This window comes from Pleionea sp. WD8-19, assembly GCF_055326765.1.
Map to the genome: position 1 here is coordinate 77,369 of NZ_JBUZOU010000009.1, position 16,898 is coordinate 94,266.

A 16,898-nucleotide genomic window follows, 5' to 3' on the forward strand; every position below is an offset into this window, starting at 1 on the left:
CTACCAGTACAGAGTTAACTGCCCATTTTGTTTAAAACCATGTCCCTGCAATGTAATACGCTCCAAATCTCCTTCATAACAATTAATCACAGCTTGATGTGTTTTAAGGCCAGAATGAATAATCATTACGCCCGGTTCATAAGGAACAAAACACTCCATTTTTCGTGGTTCACAATCCGTAAAAAAATTCAGCCCGCTACCTTCAGGCACTGTGATTGGAACAGTGAACGAAAAGGTGTTTTCACTGGCTTCTTTTTGATCAAATAAACCCTTAAATTGCAAATCCTTATGTATATGAGCGATAGGTTGTTTAAATATCTGGTGGGGTTCATATATGTGAAATCCAGGTAAGGCCAAAGATTGCTTTTGAAATACAATATCCAGCCCCGTTTGCTGAAAAAGTCCCTTTTCTACTTTTTTATAGAGCTCACTAAAATAACGTTGTAGCAACTGATTTTCACGTTCTATATTATCTTTGGTATATGGAAACTCAGCCAGTTGCTGTAAATTGCCAAATTTATCAAGATAAGAAGCTAAACCCAAGGTGTAAAAAGGAACTTGTACATGACGACGTATCCAAAATTTTTTCAACAGAAGCACCTGTAACAAGATCTGCTCACATTGATCTATCGTTAGCAAAGGTTTGCATATATATGTCAGCATCAGAGCAATGATCCTAATAGCTTTTTGATACCAGCCACTATCAAATTCCTAGCGCCTGACTCTAACTCACTACCAACATCTTTTTCAATGTGCCTAACAATATCTTTAGTGCCCTCTTCATGACTTTTCCCCTGATTAGTCACCTTATCTAATTCTTGTTTGATAAGATCTTTTGCACCATTAGTTACTGCTTTACCAACGGTAGATTCAGTCGATTTAATAAACTGAAGAAAAGGATCTTCCGAATCGCTATTGATACTTTCAGTACTCTTTGAGCCATCTTCAGTTGTAGAATCCCGTGAAGACTTCCGTACGTTAATTGTCACATTCTCTTTTTTTGCTGGAGTACTATCAGAGACTTCTTCACTTTCGCTTGCTGAAATACCGCTTGAAGAACTACTTACAACATTGGACCCCGCTGGAGTAACATTTGCGTTATCAGTCCCATCAGAGACGTTTTGCTCATGACTTCCATCTCCTACTAACCTGACTAGCGCACGTTTCAATAGCCTTTTTTGACTATCAGAAAAGTTTTCGTGAGTAGCCGTTCCAAATGCACTAATAAAGCTATCAATATTATTGTTTATCAAATCCAAATTATGTCGATTCTGGTCATTGGCATTAATCTCAACAAGTGCATTAATTCCTTTTTGCAACATTACTTGTTCAGTTGCATCAAACTTCTTCCCTGTAATATCACTAAACGTATCAATTATTTTTTTAACATCCTGTTGATCCACTTTGTTGTGTATATCTCCCGTATCCTGATCCACAGCACAAACAATTTTTCTTAGTTGATTAACAAATGCATCCTGTCCCGCTTTTTGATCACCTTGGATAGGTGAAGCTTTAGTCAAGATCTTGGTAAGATCATTCATTCTTTTATTTATGGTTGCTTGGGCGGCTTCTGGTGTATTACTACGCGAAATATTTTCAATTAACTGTTGATGGTCAGCTAACATTTGAGTTACAAAAGATTTGTTTTCTGACTTACTACTTTTTAACGCACTGGCTTTAGCAACATTAGCTGCGGGAGCAGGGCCAAGTGGAATAAACCATGATTCATTGACAGGGGTACTCAAGCCCGCGCCGGAGGGCGCTTCCATTAAAGTAATTTTCCAAGTTTCGCCATTTCTTACAGGCAAACATAATGAGCCTGAAATCCCTACAGTAACCGTTGTCGGTGAACTTTTTTTACCACTCCCTCCAAAGGTTACATCCTGTGAAAATGTAGACGCTGATGCTGTAGACGTGGGGCTGCCAAAATCACTCGGGGAAGTTGCTGTCTGGGCAACAATAGCACCAAGCTGTTGTGCATTAATTTGACCTGATTGACCAATATGTACAACAACTAAACCGTCCGTTGGCGCTGTTTCCTGATAAGACAAACTTGAAGACTTGAGAACTATTTTGTTATTACGGTCAGCAATAATGCTTACGGCTCCACCTTCATCAATAGTCGTACCTGCCACTGTCATAGAGTTAGCGAGTAAATTACCAGCGTTAACGGTTGGGGAATGCATACTTGTATCTGCAGTCACTTTATCGGGTGTATAAATAGTTCCACCAACTTCCAAAGTATTACTACCGGGCAATCCCGATTGGCTACCAACCTGTACATTATCTGTCGTGACATTAAGTAAGTTAGTGTTGCTCTCCGTACCAACGGTCATGATGTTACCACTGGTGTTGGACGATTTAAGGGTGAGCGTTTTCGTTACCGAAAGATCACCGACTGAAAGCGAGTCAAAGCTAGAACCGCCTCCGCCGCCAGTAAAGTTAACATCCCCAACGACTTGCAATGCGTATTGGCTATCTAAATTGCTTATGGGAACATTGATAGCAATAGTGTTAGGAGCCATTTCTGGATTGTTATCACCATTGGCAATGGCGATAAAAGCAGGCGGTAAAGCCTCTTGGTCGCCATCGTCATCAGGTCCTGCACCATTTTCTCCACTGGTTAACACAGAAAAATTATCATCCACTTGGTATTGCGCTAGTAGTGAAGAAGTCACCATGTAAGCAGAATCAACCGCGGTAAATTCACTTTTTCCAGCTCCACCATTTCCAACAGGTTGAAGATTTAAAGTTTGATCGTCAGTAACCTTTGCTACATGACGATACTGTCCATCGGCTGGTTTAAACGCATCGATGACAAGACTGTCACCAAGTTGTGAACTCTTAAATTTCGTGCCACGACCAATGATAGTTGTGCCATTACTGGATACCGTGCCATCCCCAACAACTGGCTGCTCTTCTCCTTCTGCTAATATCCCATAACTGGCGTTACTGACCACAAAAGGAATTTGCGTCGATATTTCCAACTGTGTATCTGAAATTATTTTGGTAATTTCCACAGGTTGTGGAACTATTTTACCGATAGTAATCAGGTTTAATTGATGGATCTCTTTAGTAAACTTTGTGTTGTTACCTAGCAGTTGCTCTGTACCATCATGACTTTTCTTATAAGTTACTACACCACTTCCGACAATAGAATGTCCACCTCCGACTGTCAAAGATGCTGGAGGATTCGTGGTCATAATACCTACATTGCCTTCGTTGTAATGCAGTTTACTGTTTTGCTGAGCAACAGACTCTTTTACCCAATAACTTAATATCGGAAGGTCTTTTAGTTTGGAGCCATTGCCTTCAAAACTCGAGGCAATAACTTTGCCTTGTGAGACGACACTTCCTTGCGCTTCAATATCACCGACAATTTTTAAACTACCAGAAGATAGAATATCGCCATTAACTTCCAACTTAGCACCAGGCGTAGCAGAATTTAATCCAATACCTATGTTCCCATTATTGCAGATTTGCAATGCACTGTAACGAGTTTCACTCCCAGAATTCTTAGCTGAATGCACGCCAAGCCCGATAGAACCATCATAATAAACACTCAATAAATCGCCATAATCATTGGAACTGAAACGTGCCAGTGTTGAACGAATATAGGTGAAGCTTACTTCATCTAAATCTGGAGAAAAAGCATTGTCTATAGTAAAGACTGCACGTCTATTTTTTATATCAATACTATTGACTTCAGTAACGATGCGGGTTTGAGATTTTCGAGTAGCCTGTTTATCGGAAGTTATGATATCTCCGACAGCTAAAAAAGGTGACATCACACCATTAAAAGTAACCTGCTGTGCGTTACTGGTTAAAGTGCCCAACCCTTTAAACTTTATTGAAGAAATTTGCAGATTTGCTTCGGGTTGGTCAATACCAATACCAACATTGGCTCGGGTTGTAAGAGCCCCCATATACTGTGTTCTTGAAGCATCTACTTCGATGTAATTACCACTACCATCGGTTTCTTTTTTAGCGGTAATGGCACTGAACCCGGTATCCTGTACCTCATCGCTAAACATGGAAAGTACACCATGATTACCATGCTGTTTACCGACACCCGTGCCTTCAGTAACCAGCTGTACTGAACCAACCACAGAGCCAACATATCGACGAACAAAGCTGCTATTACTTGCCATCAGGTCGTTCACTTGGCAATTGTTGCCAATATTAATTACTGCAAGCAGAATTTTAAGACCACTGCTATCAGGCATTTGGCTGTATTCAATTTGTGATTGCTGCACGACTTTATTGTAGCCTTTAACCCCTCCATTATCAGTTAGGTCAGCATAAACTTCATGATAATGGATTGTCAGATAGTAAGGTCCTGTTTGTAAATTATCTGCAAGTTTAATAATTTCAGGTTTAAGCAAAATAATCTCACGTCCCATAGCATCAAGCGCCATACCCGGAGATACAGATAATTGCAGACTACCCTGTTTCCATTTGACTTCTAAGCCACGAGCAATACCGTAGGTTCGTAAACTAGCGTTATTAAATCGCAATAAATTGAGGTGATATTGTTGCTCCAACTTAAAGTCATCTGTTAAAAGTGCCTGCCCTGTAAAGTAATTCAGTCGTGTAATTGCTTCGTTTTTATTCATGGTTTAACTTCCTTGTGTCGCAGCAACCCACTGAAGGCTGAATGACTTTACAGAATCAGGTAGTTTTTTGTTGGTCTTGATGCTAACGTCAAAACTACTGTCATTCACATTAGTCGATGTACAGCTGATATAACTCTGTAAGCTTGCATCGCTAAATTTGGCTGTCACTTCCACTGTAGGATTATCAGAAAAAACCGGCGCCATTGGTGTTAAATAAGTGATTGTAGTGCTGGTGCTGTCCCCTACCGCTGCTAACGAGCTTGTAGCAATATTTTCGGAACCTCTCAATGCATCATCGCTCTCATCAGGAGGTGTCGTTAATGTGATCGGTAGTTTACTACTCACGCCTTCTCGTTTATCCGTTACTTTACTGATAATGCCATCGGTATGGGTGACTTCAGCGATATGGATACAGTCGTTACTATATGGAAGTTGTGAGTCTACTTTTAATACAGCCATCATACTAACCGTATTTTGATTCTGTTGCGGCACTGGTGTTGGATATTGTAAATAAACATAACACGGGCTCACCATCGAACTGGGAACACTGATTAAATTATTAGTGTCGGCTAGTAAGCATAGATTACCATTGCCGTTAAAGCCCGAGCCTGTAGTAACTTGCACATTATTGTTAACTAAGCTCGGTTCCAGGCCATCCAAAACACCCGGATTGTACAAATATTGATTTTGCAACGCCAATTGTGTCAGGAAGTAGTTTTGCTCAGTACTCATTAACTGAGATGTTAAAAACATACCATCATGATAATTTAAACGTGTGGCACTATTGGAAAATATATTGGCCATCAGTATTGTGCTCCTACTCCTAACAAAGAGTTATTTCCCAAGTGAGCGCTATAGCCTTGGGATGTTAATTGCATTCCAGGTATTATGAATAAATCAAAATGACTACAGGCAGGCCTGAGTTTTTTAGTTAATGCTGTAATATTGGCTGCCAACTGCATAACCGTATCAATGCCACTTTGATTCATAATATAATTGGAGTTACTTAAAGAAGGTAATGAAATAATTAATTCAAAATAGCCGGGCGCGAAACCTCCGACAACAGGCATGCCTTTGGTGTATTGGTCCTGAAGTATAAATGCAGAGTTACTGTTATCTTCTACCTTGAAATCAGGTGTTTTTGGCAACTTTACATCAAGGCTTACAAGACCGGGAATTTGATCGCCATAATAATCTTTGGCGTTTTGACCATTTATTTCTAAAGGTAAATCAAATATTAAATTGAGAATTGAACTAAGCCCAAACTCTGTTCCTCGAATTCGGTATAAAGCCATGATACTGGCAATAACCTTTCGTTTTTTATCGATGGACCAAGACCGAACTAACGTCAAGTTGACCCAGGTTGCTAACCACTCTAGAAAGCCACTTAACCAATCTTCAAACTGCTTTTCCCAGGAAATATGTTTATTTTGATTAGGAATATAACCCGACATAGGGTTAGTTCTGTCTTCAAAGCCAATATACTGGTTAAACTGCTCTAATAGAGCCTCTTCTTGTTCTGGTAGTAATCCAGAAATTGGTGGAATAAATTCAGAATTGGAATCATCAAATAAAAATGAGAAACGTGGATAAAATAGCGCACCAATGACGTCTGTAGCTAAAAGTTCTTGTATGCCTTTACGTCCGTCTAACTGCTCATCGTCTATTCCGGTAAGAATTTTTTCGAATACTTTAAGATAACGGCCTATAAAACCCGTTTTATCTGTTGTTTGGTAGTTGGCTGGCAAATACTTCAAGTAGGAGGAAAGCATTATTAGTTACCTACGGTTGATGCCTGAGTGGCGATGACATCAAGACAACGTAAACGGGGAATGCCGACATAGAACATGCCCGCATCTCCGGCCGGTAAGTCCGCCAATAAAGTATTACATCCCAGTTGCGCCATTTTGTTAAGCACGACTGTTGGATAATAGGTTAGTTTTAACTCATTAATAGACTCAATACCTGGTATGCCATAAACCAATTGATATATTTGTTGAGGCTCTGGAGCTTCATCATATAACCAGCCTTCACTGTTACCACCTTTAAGTGGTAAGAAAAAATTAAATAATGCGGTAAATAATGCATTTAAGGTAATATCAACAACGGTATTGGCAGATAATGTTAACTCTAATTTAACATCGATATCGGTGTGTTGCGCTAATGATACTTCTAAGTCGGTACCAAGTAATACGCGTGGCAACAAGTGTTGTTCAGTTTGATAAACTAGACTATTCAATCGGTTTTTTGTTTGCTGCGGTTCTTCAATCAAGTCAGACAGCATCAGTGTTTTGCGAACAATGCCCGACTTGCCAGAATATTGCGAGTAATTTGGATAGCTAGGGTAAGTATAATTGAAGCTGAGATCTGGCAGAACATAGACTTTAATCCCGCCTCCGATTACCACAACATAAGCTTGACTGATATAAAGAGATTTTTGAAAATCTCCATGACTGTACTCTTTCCGTTGAGCATCCATTACAGCAATAACTTCATTGGTTTGCATCGCTACACTGTGGATATCATCGAAAGTTAATGCTTGATATGGTTTTTGGATATACTCCAGTACCTTTTTTTGTAAAGCGTATTTATTGACTCCGGGGCCAGATGGTTGTTGAAGCTTGTCGAGAAATTGCTTCATATCCAAAAAAGCATAATCATTAATGCGATCTGCATACTGACTATAGTCCGTGCTGGTACTGCTAAAAGCTAACCCCGTCACCCACCGTACAAAATTCTGTTGCGTTGTGACTGGTATCGCATTTAATTGGTACAACAATGATTCATCTATCCAGGCCAGTAATTGAACTAAAGTAATTCCTGGATCGGAATCATTGTAGTCGGTCCATTCCGTTGTGTATTGGGGAATAAGCCGAATCATTTCGGCTACCAGTTGTTGGTAACTTTTGCCGTCTAAATCAGGTAACTCAAAGGCCATTCGCACCCTCCGCGTATATCAGCGTTTGAATATCACCGGCAACAGGCAGTTGATTCTTATCAAGCGATATATCAATATTATGTTCACTATTAATCGTAATGGCCAATACGCTGTGCACACCTTTTAAAGTTTGGCAATAATTCATAATTTTCGCACTGCTTAAAACCGCACCAAATTTCCATCCTAAACCTTCGTTCCCACCGAATACCGGATGCAGAAAATCTGATAACTGTTTTGATATTGAAGCGCTCAGGACATTACGCTGATTAGCAGGCAAATCACTTGTGACTTGTACAACTAAATTAATCGCAACAAAATCGGGCGCATTTGTTATGACTCGTTGAGCCAGAGTTGCTGGACTTCGCGCACGTAAATAACTTTGTACCTGTTGCAAAAGTTTTAAATCAGGCGTTGGAATTGATAGTCGCGAAATGGGTAACACATAAACGATAAGCTGTGTTGATAATTGTTCTTCTATGGCACTCGCTTTATCTACCAAAGCACTTGATGCCAAGGCCAATGGAATTAAGTCACGAACTTGTACCACCCTGTCATTCGATTTAACTTGCGCAGCACCGTGACGTTGAATCCAATTAACATTGTCACCATCCACACCGCCACTTGCTGCTGTGGGGTTATGAACGCAGCTGATATTCGCGATACCAGGCTTTAATTCGGTTAAGGTACCGGCAGCAATATTTCCTTCTAAACCTTGAGTGTACGCATAAGATTTGGCTACAATATTATTATGGCCTTCAGGAGGAATCATACCATTCTGACCATCACCAAAAGTGATAATGCCGTTATTGGGATCGAGCGTATAAACACGATCGGTTGCATTAGCGAAAGCAAAGTCCTTCACCTGTTCCCAGGTACGTTCGATAGTTTGACTTGGTTTTATCAGGTTTTCGGCATTATCTTTCTCATCATGCATTAAACCGGTTGGTTCAATCACTACGACTTCTTCGCCAGATACAACAGGTGTATAGTTTAACTTAAACTGTTGACCAGGCATTTCATTGCTTGAACCAAGCACTTCATCATTGATATTGATTTGATTGCGCGCCCACACGGCATTGGGGTAAACACCGAGCAAGGTTATTTTTCGGACAAGTCCAGTATTTGCAATTCTTAACCAGGCAGCATAACGAGAATAAAGCAAAGCAGGTTTTATATCCGTAGGAACTTCAAAAGATACAATTCCTGAGACTGTAAAATTATGGCTTCCGTCGTCGATGTCTAAATTCTTCCAAACATCACCATCATAGTACTGCCAGCGAAACTCTTCTTTTAATTGAGTTTCATTGAGTAAAGCCATGGTTTGATTGACCTGTTTTTCATTCAAATTAAAGTACAGCGTTATTTGATTGCCAGCACAAAGGTCTTGTAAGGGTTTCGGGTCGAAACCAAGATAAAAGCAACTATTTTTTAAATCCAATGATTTAAAAGGATGATAGAAAAAACGAGTCAGCTCAAATGAGTTATTACAAAAATACTGCTGTGGACAACGTTCGTATCGATAAGTGATATAGAGCGAGCGAATAAACGGAGGGTAAAAGTGACTACGGTTAAATGTGTAGGAAAAGTTGATGCCCTCTTCATTATTCAAATACTTAATCAGCTTAGCTTTTTCATCGGCTTTCAGTACATGTTCGGGCACATTTTCAATCGTTAAAGCAACGGGTGTTGTTTTAAACCCACCTTGCTCACCGTAGCTACCAGAAATCAATACTACTCGAATCCACAATCCCTCTTGTCCAACTACTTTATGCATTTGCAACTCGGGACATAAAAAAGAAATATAGGTTTTACCATTACTATTGTTTTTTTGCAGGTTGTTGCATGAATCAACAAATTGATAACGACTTTTATTGCCGGGGTCGGAGAAAGACTGCCAGCTTTGTCCATCCCAAAACTGCCAACTCAGTGTTACAGGAAAAGTTTCTGCTACCGTTGCTAAATCAAAGTACAGAGTGACTAATGCGCCAGTTTTAGAAAATACACTGTCACAACTGACATAAAAAGCATCATCTACACCAGGTGTTTCACCAAAAGGATAAGTGCCGTTGGCAATATCCGTTTGAACGGAATTGCTGGCTGTATATTCTGGAATGATCAACTTTCCATCCATTCGACAAAACAAACTGGTTATAACGGGTAACACATCATCAAACTCAGATAAAATACGCGTTTCTGGCGCAGGTCTCACTGTTAACCAGTAATCCTCATCCTGATTTTCAGTGGCAGAGTTCGAATTGTTTGTATACTTATTCAATCCAAATGCATTAACACCACCATCTTTTAAAAACAACTTTTGACTCAATTCTGTTACAGTCTCACTTTTCGCACTGGGCAATGAATTAAACGTAACAAGCATCTCAGTGCCATGACCATTGCATACTATGTCAGTACTCAAAGAATTAAGATCGCCGTCAAACCATTGTTGAAAGTAACTGGTATCAAGCTGCTTGCCAGTTATTATCAGACTCATTCTCTGTAATGATGTGTCAGGCTTAAATAAGCTGCCATCTCCAATAAGAAACCAGTGTCCAAGCGGTATAGAATCTTTAGGATTGTCTTTATCAAACATCGTGCTTGAATGGCCAGCTTCTAATTGCGATAAGCTGTTGACAAAACTATCCTGTGATGGAAATAGTGTAAAAGCATTGCAAATTTCTGCTGGCAACACCTGTAACGATTTACTTGTTTGAAATAAAGTCGTAGAGGAATCTTTAGCGCTAACCGTAGCGCCTTGTTTCACTTCAACTGGCGGACTTCCTTTTCGTAAATTAAACACTGTAACAGCCTGTGCAGCCAAAGGATCGCGCGGAAGAACCGACATAAACTGATAAAATGACAAACGTCTTTGCAATGGAAGTAAGTTTTCCTGCTCGATACTGAACTGCATCAGTTGAGAGAATAATTTAAATAAAATTAGCCCTGGATCTTCAGCAACGGCGGCATCATCCAATTCCTCAGGCCAGTACTGAGCCCACTCGGGGCAATAGGCACGCGCTAAGGTCAACGTCTGTTGATAGATAATATTACTGTCTCGAAAATCCAGTATTGGCATAGTGGTTACTCGTCTACTTGCACGAGTCTGAGTTCTTCCAATACCTGAATGGCACCACTGATGCGTAACATGGTTTTCTGTAATTCATCAAGATTAAGTTGCAGCTGTGTTCGCTGTTTTTGCCCGGCATCAAACTCATGCCGAAGTTCAGTAATTTTCTTGTCTAAAAACTCTATCTCCACGAAAATCTCCTTCTATTATTGATTTAGAAAAAAAGGATACACTAAATTATCAGGCTGATTTTTATCTCGAATAATATAATCAAGACTAACCGTCAGCTTACTGCGGTGTGCAAACTCTATTGATGCAACTACATCCGTTACTTGCACTCGGGGTTCCCACTGTTCCACTGCTCGACGCACATAAACTTGTGCCAGTGCTTCCGCGCTTGAGTTATTAGCAGCAAATAATAGCTCGTTAATCCGGCAGCCAAACTCAGGCAACATGACCCTTTCGCCAGGCGCAGTCGTTAATATAATAATAATGGCTTGTTTAATATCTTCATCTCCCTGAGAGAACACGACTTTGCCTGCAGCGGCTGTTAACGGAAATGCCCAGCCTTTTCCTAAAAAATCACTATCTACTTTGTCATCAGTATTGTTAACCAATAAGGACATTGCTGACTCCCTTGACTTGAACAGTTGGCGGTGGTGCCTGAGGTCCTTCCGGAGGAATATCATGACAGGTCTCACAAAAGTCACCTTCACGAGCTGCGCCTTTATTATTAATTCGTACGGTTTCACTTCCCATGATAACTGAGCCAAGATTGGTTGGTGGGATTTGAAAAGTACCATCTTCCGGAATATGTGGAGGTATATTTTCAGCCATTGAACCTACGGTTGCAGCAGGCTTGCCATTAATCATCACGTTAGAACTGACAACCATGCTGATTTTTCCGTCAAATGGAAATGGTTGTGGTGTGGGTACAGGTCCTCCTGGACTGGGAACTAACACTATGTGAATATCCGCTTCGTTAATAATACTGTCACCAGTTTTCGCTGCAGGTCTTGCCATTAAAAAATCCCTAATTTAAATTAATCATGTCTGCATTCAATTTCATGTTTACACCACCTGTAATTGACATGCTTTCTTCAGTCAGTTCAAGTTTGACCGTACCGGTAGTATTCTGAATAGTAAGTTTCTCTGCTTTAATCGTGAGTTGCCCCTTTGCCGTTAGATTGATAGTGCCTTCGCTGGTAATATCAATGCTGTTATCTCCGGTTTTAATTTGCACATTGTTGTTGTTTTCATCTGTAATCTGAATGCCGCCACTTTCAGAGTCATCAAACTTAAATGATTTGCCGCCTGAAGTTTTTATCAACCGGACATCTTGTTGGACTTCAGCCGGTTCGATAGGAGGTTTTAGAACTTCGTTAAATATAAATCCCAATACGTAGGCCTGGTTATTGTGTAAAAATCCAATAAGTGCCCTATCTCCCGGCTCATCACCAGTGGCTGCCTTAGGTAAAAACAATGCTCCATGATCAAAACCAGCAAAAAAACTCATCACCTGTAGCCAGTCAGACTTTACATCTGTGCCTAATAAACTGTATTGCACCTGAACTCGTCCCAAACCATCTGGGTCGTTGGTATCAATAACTTCACCTATCGTCATGCCAACCCGCTGATTTCGTTGCATGGGTGATACACCAGAAATATTGCTGTTCATTAAGCACCGGTCCTTACTAATTGAATATCAGTTTTATAAGCCGAAGCAGAATCATAACTATGCGTAGCACTTGTTACGTAATACAGTCCATTAAACCGGCTGCTTAACCCCGTCATTTTAATATTGACACCCGCTGAAATTTCGGTGTCACCTAATAAGGAGGCATTGCCTTGAATAAAACGGTTAAGATTTTTTTGGTACTCAGCTTTTCCAACGACCTCTAATGCTTCTGGATTACTGATATCGGGTCGCTCGATTTCTATGCCTGATTCAGGAAAATCTTTAGCCGCCTGATAGCCACTTTCCTCTCCGCCCATTTTTTGTTGATAGGTTGCGTTTGAAACTTCAGCAGAAATAGCTTTGTTAGCCATCATATCCCAACCTGTCACCGTTACACTGCTGCCCATGGTCGGTACTTTCAAATTCAAATCCAGCTCACTGATATTTTTGGGGTATTGAAATGTCTTCACGGCGCTTTCACCAATAGCACTAGGTCTCACAGTGAGAGTTTTCCCTGTCATCAACATTTCATAATCAATGTCTGCCATTAACTCCAACATAAAATCGAAGTTACTGATCCCTGGCTGCAATACAGAATCACTTAAACTTCCTGGATCTCCTTCTAGCACCATGGTCAAGTCAGATTCGCTTGCTAACTGCTGCATGATGTCTGCATAAGGTTGTTCGACATAGTTTTTGATGTTGGTGCCAAACTTGAGTTGATACATCAAATCAAAACCTCGAATGATTACGCTGCAATAGTCTTTAAAACTTGGTTCTATTGCTGTGACTTTTCCCACAATCAACGATTGAACTTCTCCTTGCCCCATTAATATTTCAATATCATCCCCAGGTTTAAAGTCATCTAAATCTATATCTTGATAATTACCCTGGTCTGACATACTGGATAATGTGAAACTGAACATTGCAGGAGTATTGAGTTCCTGCTGAACCTGAACACTTTGTAATGCAGCCATTTGAGCATTGGTTATTGGTTGATTATTTTTTAAAATTTTTACCGCACCCGCTATTAGTTTCAGGCCAGAATCAGGCATTCTTTAATCCTTTATAGCTTCTCACATGAGTGTCAATGATTACGATAGTACGTCCTATATCGGCTTGTTGAGGAAAGTTAAGCGGATCATAAATATCATTAGCATCTGCAATCGCACGCCATTGCCTTGCATCACCAAAAACTTGAGCAGCTATAGTGTACAGCCGATCATTTTCTGATACCCGCCATAAACGGCGACAATTGAAATAACCCTGAGCCTCCAGGTCTTGATTTTCAGTTAACACGGATTTAAATGTAACCGATAGTTCCGCTCTAACAGGAACCCCCGAGCTAAGAAACATAGTAAATTTCTGTTGCACAGAAGTTATAACGCCCGTATACCAGACATCACTCCAACTGAACAACACCACTGGCGGTTCACGTCTTATCCCAGTGCCCTGGGTTGGGGTTGTCAATTTAACTATTTTTTTAGTTTCATCTCGTACATCTGAGCTGTTGTCATATGTATCAAAAAATAAAGATACCGTTAAATCATCCTGATTAACTCTTTGAAACTGAATATTGGATCCCTGTCCCTGCACTTGAACACTGGTGATTAAGGATAACTCCGTTGGATTATACATCACCTCAATTTCTTCCTGAGTTTCCTGCACCACAATTCTTGCTTTTTTGAGCATCAGGCGTACCCCTTTCGATATTGCTCAATTGACAGCTTCTTTTGTAACTCTTTTAGCATCGCTTGACTCAAATCCTGAAACTGTTGACGAGAAAGTAGTTTTTGTATCGCAACATCAGCAACCTGCTGCTGATGTTGCTGGTCTTGTTTAATTTCTTTGATTACTTCACGACATACTTGTCGCTCAACGTTTTTAACTTGTGCTTTAGTAAGCTCCATATCGGGCTTTCGCGTTTGTTTAAAAGTTAATTGAGCTTGCATAGAAGGCATTGATGAAACTGAGCCCATTCGTTTTATCTCAGTGTGTACACCTGCATTTGTTTTCGAACTCATGAGTTTTATTGGTGTTAGGCTATTCTTTATAGCATTGCGTTGAAATGCCTGATTAAGATCACACAACCGGGTTAAAGATGAGCTTTTAATTTTCTCTTCATGATGCAATCGAACTCTGTTCATCAAAGCGTTTATTTTGTGGTCACAAATCCTGAGTGTTTGATTAGGCAATGTAGATTCTTTAAAGCGGAAAATGGGATGAATAGATGAGTACTTATAGGAGTTTTTATAATTAAGCCCATGCAAGTTAAAATCTCGATTGTTTGAACCACCATCTTTGTTCACCTGAACATATCCAGATAAAAAAGAACGAGACTTTTCAGAAATATTTACTATTGTATTGTTTAATCGCTGAAGTACTTGCCGTTGGCTCAGGTCGGCAGAGCCAGTTTTCACATTATTTCTACATTGCATTATTGGCTGAATATGGATTAAATCATGTTGCATTTCCTTATCTTTCTTTCGAACATTAACCATCTTCACGCTTGATAAAATACGAGCGATAGACCTAACCAGGTAAAGTTTATTTTTTAAACACGATTTTGAGTTAATGGAGCGTTGATATTTAACCAAAGATGTCAATATTGGTTTTACAACCAGCTGACTCTGGCTCACATCAACTGGTTTGTGAAAAGTGTTATTCTCAGTATCACTACACGCTTTGCCAGTCAGTACTTTACTTAACCAGCGATTCGTCAAAAAATGCTCCAGATGCCGATGATATTGAGCCGCTATTCGTTTGAAAGCTTGCATTAAAATTAGCTGAGCTTGCAAACTATTACTTTTTACCAGATGTAATGATACTTTGTTTTGAAGTTGTAATATTTGAGGTTTATTTTGTAGCCAGACCAACGATGCAACTGGGGCTGAAATGCGCTCTAACCTGAAAGATTTTTCTTTCATTTTAGTTGGCAGACTTAATAGCTTTAATTCTGGACGAGCTACAATTGCATGTCGACTTAGCGTTGAGTGTAAATCGGTTATATGAGCTAGAGGATAACTTTTGCCCCTTTGCTTTATCACTTCACACAACTCCCTTGGAGGAAGAATAGATCTGCGCGCCTACACTTTTATTCAGTCCCTCATGGGTGAGTGTTATACTTTGTGTTGCTACTACATTTTGAGAAGCATCTAAAGATGGTCCCTGCCATTTACATGGCCATGCATTATAAAAATTGTACCAAACGTTGGGGATACCCTGATCGTCCAACATATAAATTGAACCATTTTTACGTTTGACTTTACCTTCGAGCGTAGAATTGTACCAATACCAAACTGGATCAATCGCTGTTAGACCTTGTTTTAAAACCAGATCACTGTATGTGATTTGTCCGTAAAGTTTATGCTCTTTATCGTTTACTCCCCCCTCTCTAACGCTTTTAACATCACAATTAAAATCCAGGCCATCAATAGAACTGAATCCACCAACTAGCATACCTTCAATTTCTATGAAAAAGTTGTAGCCACTGAATGGATTAAGTTTTACACCGCCATACCTTTGCGCTGCAGCCGCTAGAGCATTAACACCTATTACCATGTCGACTGTTCCAAATTAATTGTATTGGGTTTACTGGTATCTTCATTCATACTTTTATTCATTTGACTGATCTGTTCGCACCAGCGTCTTCGTTCCGCATGTTCCATCCCCAGAATATCGATATAAGACCAATGGAAGTGATAAGCAATAAACGCAATTTCTTGATATATGTGTTCAGGTACCTTTGGCATATTTAAAACTTTCCCACGGCACTCTCTCCCGCAACCATTGGTTCACTGCTTACCTGGTTAATTTGATTGTATAGTTCTTGTAAATAGGCAAAGTCCGCCGAGTACAAATCCTCGATAATTTTGGTTGTAATCATATCCATTGTCCCTAGTTTAAGAATCACTCGAGACAATACAATAATCGTTAGATAAGCAGGATTAGCCTGCACCCGATGATCTTTTAACGGTAATATTTCATCGCCGGCTGTTGCCAGACGCATGACACCTTCTTTATGCATGGTGCCATCAGCATCGATATATCCAAGGGGCAAAGAAAACGGTATTTCTGTACTAATTACATTACTCATTTACCTATCTACCTTTTTTATGAAGCACGAACCATGTAGTCCACGGCAATTTCAAGTGTCTCGACCATGACATCGTTACTGCTTGCGTTGAAGCCTGTTGACTCATATTTAGTTGGCCATGCATTTATGATATTCCAGCGAACTTTTTCTTCACCTGATGCATCAATTAATATAAGTGAAATATTCTTTTGCACCCCACTTCCGCCAGAGCCTTTTTCCACCACAAGATTGTGCCAGTTATACAAATCCATTGAATCTGTAACTCCTTTTTTCAAGGTTAAGTTGCCATAACTTGTTAACCCTGAAAGGGTTCGTTTGTATACCGGGTCGGTTCCTTCACGGTAGTCCGTAGTTTCAACATTAATGTCTGGAACAGATGCTTCTGAAAATGCGGCCACTTGAATACCAGAAATTTCTACTTTGAATCGAAATCCTCGATAAGGATCTGTCAATTGGGTTGCCATTCATTTCTCCTGCTAATACAAAATTTAACTCTAATGTTTTAC

17 protein-coding genes are annotated in these 16,898 nt (G+C 40.0%); all 17 read right to left on the minus strand.

Going from position 1 to position 16,898, the window contains the following annotated elements; all coding sequences use genetic code 11:
- The 17 genes from ACTUJY_RS12435 to ACTUJY_RS12515 all read right to left on the minus strand — a co-directional run bounded on the left by ACTUJY_RS12435 (position 1) and on the right by ACTUJY_RS12515 (position 16,856).
- Positions 1-591, minus strand: coding sequence for a hypothetical protein (locus ACTUJY_RS12435; RefSeq protein WP_463616416.1), 591 nt, complete (start codon positions 589-591; stop codon positions 1-3).
- Between the two features lie 71 nt (positions 592-662).
- The gene (locus ACTUJY_RS12440) at positions 663-4,616 is read right to left on the minus strand and encodes a hypothetical protein (RefSeq protein WP_463616417.1); all 3,954 of its coding nucleotides are present in this window, start codon (positions 4,614-4,616) and stop codon (positions 663-665) included.
- Positions 4,617-4,619: 3 nt separating this feature from the next.
- Positions 4,620-5,420, minus strand: a complete 801-nt coding sequence (locus tag ACTUJY_RS12445; RefSeq protein WP_463616418.1) for a hypothetical protein — start codon at positions 5,418-5,420, stop codon at positions 4,620-4,622.
- Positions 5,420-6,388, minus strand: coding sequence for a phage tail protein (locus ACTUJY_RS12450; protein WP_463616419.1), 969 nt, complete (start codon positions 6,386-6,388; stop codon positions 5,420-5,422). The genes ACTUJY_RS12445 and ACTUJY_RS12450 overlap by 1 nt, the downstream gene beginning before the upstream one ends.
- Before the next feature lie 2 nt (positions 6,389-6,390).
- Positions 6,391-7,554, minus strand: a complete 1,164-nt coding sequence (locus ACTUJY_RS12455) for a hypothetical protein (protein ID WP_463616420.1) — start codon at positions 7,552-7,554, stop codon at positions 6,391-6,393.
- Entirely contained in the window at positions 7,544-10,627 is a 3,084-nt protein-coding gene (locus tag ACTUJY_RS12460) for a baseplate J/gp47 family protein (protein ID WP_463616421.1), read from the minus strand. The genes ACTUJY_RS12455 and ACTUJY_RS12460 overlap by 11 nt, the downstream gene beginning before the upstream one ends.
- A 5-nt stretch (positions 10,628-10,632) precedes the next feature.
- The gene (locus ACTUJY_RS12465) at positions 10,633-10,809 is read right to left on the minus strand and encodes a hypothetical protein (protein ID WP_463616422.1); all 177 of its coding nucleotides are present in this window, start codon (positions 10,807-10,809) and stop codon (positions 10,633-10,635) included.
- 15 nt (positions 10,810-10,824) lie between these two features.
- The gene (locus ACTUJY_RS12470) at positions 10,825-11,244 is read right to left on the minus strand and encodes a GPW/gp25 family protein (RefSeq protein WP_463616423.1); all 420 of its coding nucleotides are present in this window, start codon (positions 11,242-11,244) and stop codon (positions 10,825-10,827) included.
- The gene (locus ACTUJY_RS12475) at positions 11,228-11,641 is read right to left on the minus strand and encodes a PAAR domain-containing protein (protein ID WP_463616424.1); all 414 of its coding nucleotides are present in this window, start codon (positions 11,639-11,641) and stop codon (positions 11,228-11,230) included. Before ACTUJY_RS12475 ends, ACTUJY_RS12470 begins: the two co-directional genes overlap by 17 nt.
- A 10-nt stretch (positions 11,642-11,651) precedes the next feature.
- On the minus strand, positions 11,652-12,296 hold the full coding sequence (locus ACTUJY_RS12480; RefSeq protein WP_463616425.1) for a phage baseplate assembly protein V: 645 nt from the start codon (positions 12,294-12,296) through the stop codon (positions 11,652-11,654).
- Positions 12,296-13,351, minus strand: coding sequence for a phage late control D family protein (locus ACTUJY_RS12485; RefSeq protein WP_463616426.1), 1,056 nt, complete (start codon positions 13,349-13,351; stop codon positions 12,296-12,298). Before ACTUJY_RS12485 ends, ACTUJY_RS12480 begins: the two co-directional genes overlap by 1 nt.
- Entirely contained in the window at positions 13,344-13,988 is a 645-nt protein-coding gene (locus ACTUJY_RS12490) for a CIS tube protein (RefSeq protein ID WP_463616427.1), read from the minus strand. Before ACTUJY_RS12490 ends, ACTUJY_RS12485 begins: the two co-directional genes overlap by 8 nt.
- Positions 13,988-15,343, minus strand: a complete 1,356-nt coding sequence (locus tag ACTUJY_RS12495) for a hypothetical protein (protein WP_463616428.1) — start codon at positions 15,341-15,343, stop codon at positions 13,988-13,990. The genes ACTUJY_RS12490 and ACTUJY_RS12495 overlap by 1 nt, the downstream gene beginning before the upstream one ends.
- A 1-nt stretch (position 15,344) precedes the next feature.
- Complete coding sequence (locus tag ACTUJY_RS12500; protein ID WP_463616429.1) at positions 15,345-15,857, minus strand: phage tail protein; 513 nt, start codon at positions 15,855-15,857, stop codon at positions 15,345-15,347.
- Positions 15,851-16,048 carry a DUF6760 family protein gene (locus ACTUJY_RS12505; protein ID WP_463616430.1) on the minus strand — a complete coding sequence of 66 codons (198 nt, stop codon included), beginning with the start codon at positions 16,046-16,048 and terminating at the stop codon, positions 15,851-15,853. Before ACTUJY_RS12505 ends, ACTUJY_RS12500 begins: the two co-directional genes overlap by 7 nt.
- A gap of 2 nt (positions 16,049-16,050) precedes the next feature.
- Positions 16,051-16,392 carry a hypothetical protein gene (locus ACTUJY_RS12510; protein WP_463616431.1) on the minus strand — a complete coding sequence of 114 codons (342 nt, stop codon included), beginning with the start codon at positions 16,390-16,392 and terminating at the stop codon, positions 16,051-16,053.
- A 17-nt stretch (positions 16,393-16,409) separates the two neighbouring features.
- Positions 16,410-16,856: a phage tail protein gene (locus ACTUJY_RS12515; RefSeq protein WP_463616432.1), complete on the minus strand. Its 447-nt coding sequence runs from the start codon at positions 16,854-16,856 to the stop codon at positions 16,410-16,412.
- Positions 16,857-16,898 lie beyond the last annotated feature (42 nt).